The organism is Variovorax sp. M-6, from assembly GCF_052114385.1.
Classification (GTDB): Bacteria; Pseudomonadota; Gammaproteobacteria; order Burkholderiales; family Burkholderiaceae_C; genus Variovorax.
The window spans coordinates 114,875-121,382 of sequence record NZ_JBFREQ010000025.1; the positions used below are offsets into that span (position 1 = coordinate 114,875).

Annotated in this window: 6 protein-coding genes; 5 read left to right on the forward strand and 1 reads right to left on the reverse strand. The window is 69.1% G+C overall.

The features are described from left to right. Position 1: 1 nt before the first annotated feature. From AB4Z46_RS25235 to AB4Z46_RS25245, 3 genes are read left to right on the forward strand one after another with little or no spacing between them, the layout of a single operon-like run. Positions 2-1,165: an acyl-CoA dehydrogenase family protein gene (locus AB4Z46_RS25235; protein WP_442286289.1), complete on the forward strand. Its 1,164-nt coding sequence runs from the start codon at positions 2-4 to the stop codon at positions 1,163-1,165. 45 nt (positions 1,166-1,210) lie between these two features. After that, a complete protein-coding gene (locus tag AB4Z46_RS25240) occupies positions 1,211-2,467 on the forward strand; it encodes a 6-phosphofructokinase (RefSeq protein ID WP_442286290.1) in 1,257 nt (418 codons plus the stop codon). Continuing rightward, entirely contained in the window at positions 2,467-2,688 is a 222-nt protein-coding gene (locus AB4Z46_RS25245; RefSeq protein ID WP_442286291.1) for a cysteine-rich CWC family protein, read from the forward strand. The genes AB4Z46_RS25240 and AB4Z46_RS25245 overlap by 1 nt, the downstream gene beginning before the upstream one ends. Here the strand turns inward: AB4Z46_RS25245 and AB4Z46_RS25250 are convergent. Next, complete coding sequence (locus AB4Z46_RS25250; protein ID WP_442286292.1) at positions 2,679-3,920, reverse strand: zinc-binding metallopeptidase family protein; 1,242 nt, start codon at positions 3,918-3,920, stop codon at positions 2,679-2,681. The two genes, AB4Z46_RS25245 and AB4Z46_RS25250, sit on opposite strands and share 10 nt — an antisense overlap. Positions 3,921-4,043: 123 nt before the next feature. Between AB4Z46_RS25250 and AB4Z46_RS25255 the strand changes: the two genes are divergently transcribed. After that, positions 4,044-5,501, forward strand: coding sequence for a DHA2 family efflux MFS transporter permease subunit (locus AB4Z46_RS25255; protein WP_442286293.1), 1,458 nt, complete (start codon positions 4,044-4,046; stop codon positions 5,499-5,501). A gap of 27 nt (positions 5,502-5,528) precedes the next feature. Further along, complete coding sequence (locus AB4Z46_RS25260) at positions 5,529-6,293, forward strand: class II glutamine amidotransferase (RefSeq protein ID WP_442286294.1); 765 nt, start codon at positions 5,529-5,531, stop codon at positions 6,291-6,293. The last annotated feature ends 215 nt before the right edge of the window (positions 6,294-6,508 follow it).

Genomic DNA, 6,508 nt, shown 5'->3' on the forward strand with positions numbered 1-6,508 from the left:
CATGATCGAACGCACCCTTTTCGGCCCCGACCACGAGGCCTTCCGCGACTCCTTCCGCCGCTTCATGGACAAGGAGATCGCGCCCTTCCACGAGGCCTGGGAGGAGCAGGGCTACGTCGACCGGACGGTCTGGAACAAGGCCGGCGAGAACGGCTTCCTCTGCATGTCGCTGCCGGAAGAATATGGCGGCTCGGGCGCCGACCTGCTCTATTCGGTGATCCAGTTCGAGGAGCTCTGGGCCCGCGGCTTCACGGGGATTGGCTACGGGCTGCACAGCGAGATCGTGGCACCCTACATCCTGCGCTACGGCACCGAGGAACAGAAGAAGCACTACCTGCCCAAGCTCGCGAGCGGCGAGATGATCGGCGCCATCGCGATGAGCGAGCCGGCCGCCGGCAGCGACCTGCAGGCGGTGCGAAGCACCGCGCTCAAGCAGGCCGACGGCAGCTACCTGCTGAACGGCAGCAAGACCTTCATCACCAACGGCTGGCATGCCGACCTGGTGATCGTGGTCGCCAAGACCGACCCGGCCGGCGGTGCCAAGGGCACCAGCCTGTTCCTGGTGGAGCGCGGCACGCCCGGCTTCGAGAAGGGCAAGCGGCTCAAGAAGCTGGGCCTGAAGGCGCAGGACACCTCCGAGCTGTTCTTCGACGGCGTGCGGCTGCCGGCCGAGGCGCTGCTGGGCGGCGCGGCGCAGGAAAACCGCGGCTTCGTCTGCCTGATGGAACAGTTGCCCTGGGAGCGCCTGCAGATCGCGATCGGCGCGGTGGCCGCCTCGCAATCGATCATCGACCAGACCGTGGCCTACGTGAAGGAACGCAAGGTGTTCGGCCAGCCCGTCGGCGCCTACCAGAACACGCGCTACACGCTGGCCGAGCTGCAGACCGAGGTGCAGGTGGCGCAGGTCTTCGTCGACAAGTGCATCGAGCTGCTGAGGGTCGAGAAGCTCGACACCGCGACCGCCAGCATGGCCAAGTACTGGACCAGCGACCTGCAGTGCAAGGTGATGGACGAATGCGTGCAGCTGCACGGCGGCTACGGATTCATGTGGGAGTACCCGGTCACGCGGGCCTACGCCGATGCCCGGGTGCAGCGCATCTACGGCGGCACCAACGAGATCATGAAAGAGGTGATCACGCGCGCGATGGGGCTGCCCGGGCGCTGAACGCCGCCCCCTGGCATGCGCGCGGAGGCTGCAGGACAATGCGCCATGCCCACGCTCAACGCCTTCTACGCCCAGTCCGGCGGCGTCACCTCCGTGATCAACGCCTCGGCCTGCGGCGTGATCGAGACCGCCCGCCGGCACCCGGACCGCATCGGCAGCGTCTACGCCGGACGCAACGGCATCCTCGGCGCGCTGACCGAAGACCTGATCGACACCGGCCGCGAATCGGCCGAGGCGATCGCCGCCCTGCGCGCCACGCCCTCGGGCGCCTTCGGCTCCTGCCGCTACAAGCTCAAGTCGCTCGAGAAGAACCGGCGCGAGTACGAGCGCCTGATCGAGGTCTTCAAGGCCCACGGCATCGGCTATTTCTTCTACAACGGCGGCGGCGATTCGGCCGACACCTGTTTCAAGGTGAGCCAGCTGTCGCAGTCGCTGGGCTATCCGCTGCAGGCGATCCACGTGCCCAAGACCATCGACAACGACCTGCCGCTGACCGACTGCTGCCCGGGCTTCGGCTCGGTCGCCAAGTACGTGGCGGTGTCGACCCTCGAGGCCTCGCTCGACGTCCGCTCGATGGCCGCCACCTCGACCAAGGTGTTCGTGATCGAGGTGATGGGCCGGCATGCCGGCTGGATCGCCGCGGCCGGCGGGCTGGTCGAGGCGCAGGGCATTCCGGTCGTCATCCTGTTCCCGGAGATTCCCTTCGATCGCGTCGCGTTCGTGGCGCGGGTGGACGCGCTGGTCAAGAAGCACGGCTACTGCACGGTGGTGGTGTCCGAAGGCTGCCACCACCCCGACGGCACGTTCCTCGCCGAGCAGGGCAGCAAGGACGCCTTCGGCCATGCGCAGCTCGGCGGCGCGGCGCCCGTGGTGGCGCAGATGATCAAGGACGCGCTGGGCCACAAGTTCCATTGGGCGGTGGCCGACTACCTGCAGCGCGCGGCGCGGCACATCGCCTCCGCCACCGACGTCAGGCAGGCCTACGAGCTCGGCCAGCGCGCGGTCGAGCTCGCGCTCGAAGGCCGCAACGCGGTGATGCCGACCATCGAACGCACTTCGGACCTGCCCTATGCGTATCGCATCGGCACGGCACCACTCGATGCGGTGGCCAACGCCGAGAAGTTCATGCCGCGCGACTTCATCTCGGACGACGGCTGGGGCATCACCGACAAGTGCAGGCGCTATCTGCTGCCGCTGATCCAGGGCGAGGACTACCCGGCCTACCGCGACGGCCTGCCGGTCTACGTGACGCTCGACAACTTCCCGGTCCCCAAGAGGCTGCCGGCTTTCGAGGTCGCATGATGGACGCAGGGACACGCCCCGATCCTTCGCGCTGCCCCCTGTGCGGCGAGTCGAATCGCTGCGCCCTGGAGATCGAGCGCGAGACCGGCCAGGCGCAGCCGCCCTGCTGGTGCATGGAGGCCGACTTCAGCGAGGGCTTGCTGGCGCGCGTGCCGGCCGCCAGCCGCCGGCTGGCCTGCATCTGCGCGCGCTGCGCGGCGCAGGAGGCGCTTCAAACCTGAGCGTTAGGCGCCGGCAGCCCGTCGCCGCCGCGCGGCGCGCTGATCACCTGGTGGATGAACTGCAGCTTGCCGACCGCCCTGCGCGGCAGCACGAAAGGGTAGCAGTCGGGCTGGCCCATGCTGCGCGACAGCTCGTTGAGCACGTTGGTGAGGCGCACCCAGCCGTTGAGGAAGTCGAGGAAGCGCGCCGCGTCCGGGTGCTCGGGCTGCCACAGGTCGGACAGGCCGAACAGGTCGCTGGCGAGTTCGACGTTCTGCGCGTCGACGCCGAAACTCATCGCGGTGTCGGCAGTGTCCGCCATGTGCAGGTAGTGGGCCCAGGTCTCGGCCCAGTCTTCCCAGGGGTGCGAACTCGCATAGCTGGTCACGAAGCGATCGGCCCAGTCGGGGGGCGGGCCCCTGTCGTAGTGGTTGCGCAAGGCGGTGGCGTAGTCGTCGCGCTCGTCGCCGAAGAGCTGGCGGAAGCCCTCGATCCAGGGCGTCGGCGCCACCAGCAGGTCCCAGTAGTAGTGGCCGATCTCATGCCGGAAGTGGCCCAGCAGCGTGCGGTAGGGCTCGCGCATCTCGGCCCGGATGCGCTCGCGCACCGCGTCCTCTGCCTCCTCGGCATTGAGCGTGATGACGCCCATCTCGTGACCGGTGAGGACGTGCGGCCCGCCGGCCATGTGGCTCAGGAAGTCGAAGGCCAGGCCGTGCACCGGATCGCTCAGGCGCGTGACCACCGGCAGGCCCAGCGCGAGCAGCTGCGAGATCAGCCGGCGCTTGGCCAGTTCGAGGCTGCGCCACAGCGCGCCGTTGCCCTCGATCGATAGGTCGGGGATGGTGCGCGTGACGCTGCACGACAGGCACAGGCCGGGCACCAGGCCGTCGGTGCCGAAGGCCGGATCGTCGCCCTCGCGCGGCGCCGGCACCATCCAGTTGCAGGCCGCCGGGGTCATCAGGTTGGCGCAGCGGCGGTAGGCCCTGCCGGAAGTGTCTCCAAAGACCGTGAAGGTGTCGGCCTCGGCCTCCTGGAAGCCGGCCGGCGCGAGCGGCACCACGCCGAGGCGCTCGATCACGTAGCCCAGCGGCGTCCGGCAGGCCAGGCACTGGCTGTTGCGCAGGAAGACCGGCCGGCCGCATTGGCACCGGTAGGCGCGAGTCAGCGTCGGGGCCTGCAGTTCGGCCGCCAGCGAAGGGCCGCTGTCGGCGACACCGGGCGGCGCTGCGCGGTCGTCGGTCGGGGATTCCATGTCGGTGTTCGAAGTCTTCAGGGCCAGCGGTTGTTGATTGTGGGCGTCCGATCTGCGCCACGCAGGGCGTGCAAACGCCGATATCCTTGTAGGACAGCCCGAGCCCGGGTGCCCCTCCCCTCCATGAACAATCCTCCCTTGCAGTCCCTGAGCAGCCGCTACGGCGAGCGCTACCGCTGGTACCTGCTGCTTTCCGTCATGGTGGGCGTGATGGCCTCGATCATGTCATCCACCATCGTCAATGTCGCCATTCCGGGCCTGAGCCATCACTTCTCCCTCGGCCAGGAGCGCGCCCAGTGGGTCAGCTCCGGCTTCATGGTGGCGATGACCGTGTCGATGCTGACCACGCCCTGGCTGCTCTCGCGCTACGGCTACCGGCGCACCTACGTCGGCACCATGGTGCTGCTGCTCGCGGGCGGCCTGGCCGGCGGGCTGGCGACCGACTTCACGCTGGTGCTGATCGCGCGCGTGATCGAGGGACTGGCCGCCGGCGTCGTCCAGCCGATCCCGGCCATCATCATCCTGCGCGCCTTCCAGCCCCACGAGCAGGGGCGGGCCAGCGGCATCTTCGGCATGGGCGTGGTGCTGGCGCCGGCCATCGGCCCGAGCATCGGCGGCGTGCTGGTCGACCTGTTCGGCTGGCGCTCGATCTTCTTCATGGTGGTGCCGTTCTGCCTCGCCTCGATCTGGCTGGCCTACAAGTTCGTGCCGACCACGGCACCGGGCGGCGCGGTGGCGGCGCGCAGCGACCGACTCGACTGGCGCGGCCTGGGGCTGGGCACCGTCGGCACCCTGTGCCTGCTGAACGGCCTGGTGGCGCTGCGCGGCGACTCAGCGCTGCACGCCACGCTGCTGCTGGCCGGCGCCGGCATCGCCTTCGGCGCCTTCGTCGCCTGGCAGAAGCGCCTGGCCGCCAGCGGCGGCGCGCCGCTGATGAACCTGGCCCTGTTCCAGTACCGGCAGTTCGCCATGGGCAGCGTGGTCGCCTTCATCTACGGCACGGCGCTGTTCGGATCGACCTACCTGCTGCCGGTCTACATGCAGGTCGGCCTGCAGCTCTCGGCCTCCCATGTCGGCACCATCCTGCTGCCGGCCGGCATCGTGCTCGCGCTGACCATTGCCGGCGTCGGCCGGCTGGCCGACCGGCAGCCGACCTACCTGCTGGTGTGCATCGGGCTGGCGCTGCTGGCCGCCTCTTTCGCGCTGATGGTGGTGCTGCGGCTGGAAAGCCCGCTGTGGCTGCTGGTGGCGTTCGCGATCGTCGGGCGCATCGGCCTGGGCTTCATCCTGCCCTCGCTCAATCTCGGCTCGATGCGTCCGCTGGCCAAGCCGCTGATTCCGCAGGGCGCGAGCGCCATCAACTTCCTGCGCATGCTCGGCGGCGCCGCCGGCGTGAGCCTGTGCGCGATCGTGCTCGAATGGCGGCTGGCCGCGCACGGCGACTCACTCGCCAACCTGGCCACCAGCCCGGCGCGGCTGGCGGCCTTCGACGAGGTGTTCGCGATGCTGGCCGGCCTGTGCGCGCTGGCCATCGTCGCGGCCTGGCAATTGAGGGTGAAGCCGTCGGCCACTGAAAACTGAGCGCGCGGCTGCGGTCTAATAGCCCTCATGTGCCAGCTGCTCGGAATGAACTGCAACACGCCGACCGACGTGACCTTCAGCTTCACGGGCTTCGCCCAGCGCGGCGGGCGCACCGACCACCATGCCGACGGCTGGGGCATCGCCTTCTTCGAGGACCGCGGCCTGCGGCATTTCGTCGATCACCAGCCGGCCTGCGAATCGCCGGTGGCCGAGCTGATCCGGCGCTATCCGATCCAGAGCCGCAACGTCATCGCCCACATCCGCAAGGCCACGCAGGGCGCGGTGAACCTGCAGAACTGCCACCCCTTCGTGCGCGAGCTCTGGGGCCGCTACTGGGTGTTCGCCCACAACGGCGACCTGAAGGACTTCCGGCCGCGGCTGCACGGCAACTTCCATCCGGTCGGCAGCACCGACAGCGAGCACGCCTTCTGCTGGATCATGCAGGAGCTCGCCAAGTCGCATGCCGACGTGCCGAGCATCGAGGAGTTGACCCTCACGCTGCGCGAACTGGCACCGCGGCTGGCGGCGCACGGCACCTTCAATTTCATGCTGTCGAACGGGCAGGCACTGTGGGCCCATGCCTCGACCCACCTCTGGTATGTCGAACGCCGGCATCCCTTCCTGACCGCGGAGCTGTCGGACGAGGACCTGAGCATCGACTTCGCCCAGCACACCACGCCGAACGATCGCGTGGCCGTGGTGGTGACTGCGCCGCTGACCACCAACGAGCAATGGACGGCCTTCGCACCGCGGGAACTGGCGGTCTTCGTGGACGGGCAGCGGCGCGGATAGCGCCGCGTCAGGCTCGCGTACGCCGCCGCGCCGAGGGCCGAACCGACGTCAGCGCACGCTAGAGCACCTGCTCGCCCGCGGCGCGGATCTCCACGCGGCGGTTCGGCTCGAAGCAGGCAATGAGCGCGGTGCGGTTCCTGGCCTTGCCCTGGGCCCTGCAGTCGGCCTCAGTGATCTTGAGGTCCGCCGGGCCGCGGCCTTCGGTCTGGATGATG

What these genes read in the sequence shown, in the direction of transcription:
- AB4Z46_RS25235 (WP_442286289.1), top strand. Translation starts at nt 2, where the DNA reads ATGATCGAACGCACCCTTTTCGGCCCCGACCACGAGGCCTTCCGCGAC.
- AB4Z46_RS25240 (WP_442286290.1), top strand. Translation starts at nt 1,211, where the DNA reads ATGCCCACGCTCAACGCCTTCTACGCCCAGTCCGGCGGCGTCACCTCC.
- AB4Z46_RS25245 (WP_442286291.1), top strand. Translation starts at nt 2,467, where the DNA reads ATGGACGCAGGGACACGCCCCGATCCTTCGCGCTGCCCCCTGTGCGGC.
- AB4Z46_RS25250 (WP_442286292.1), bottom strand. Translation starts at nt 3,920, where the DNA reads ATGGAATCCCCGACCGACGACCGCGCAGCGCCGCCCGGTGTCGCCGAC.
- AB4Z46_RS25255 (WP_442286293.1), top strand. Translation starts at nt 4,044, where the DNA reads ATGAACAATCCTCCCTTGCAGTCCCTGAGCAGCCGCTACGGCGAGCGC.
- AB4Z46_RS25260 (WP_442286294.1), top strand. Translation starts at nt 5,529, where the DNA reads ATGTGCCAGCTGCTCGGAATGAACTGCAACACGCCGACCGACGTGACC.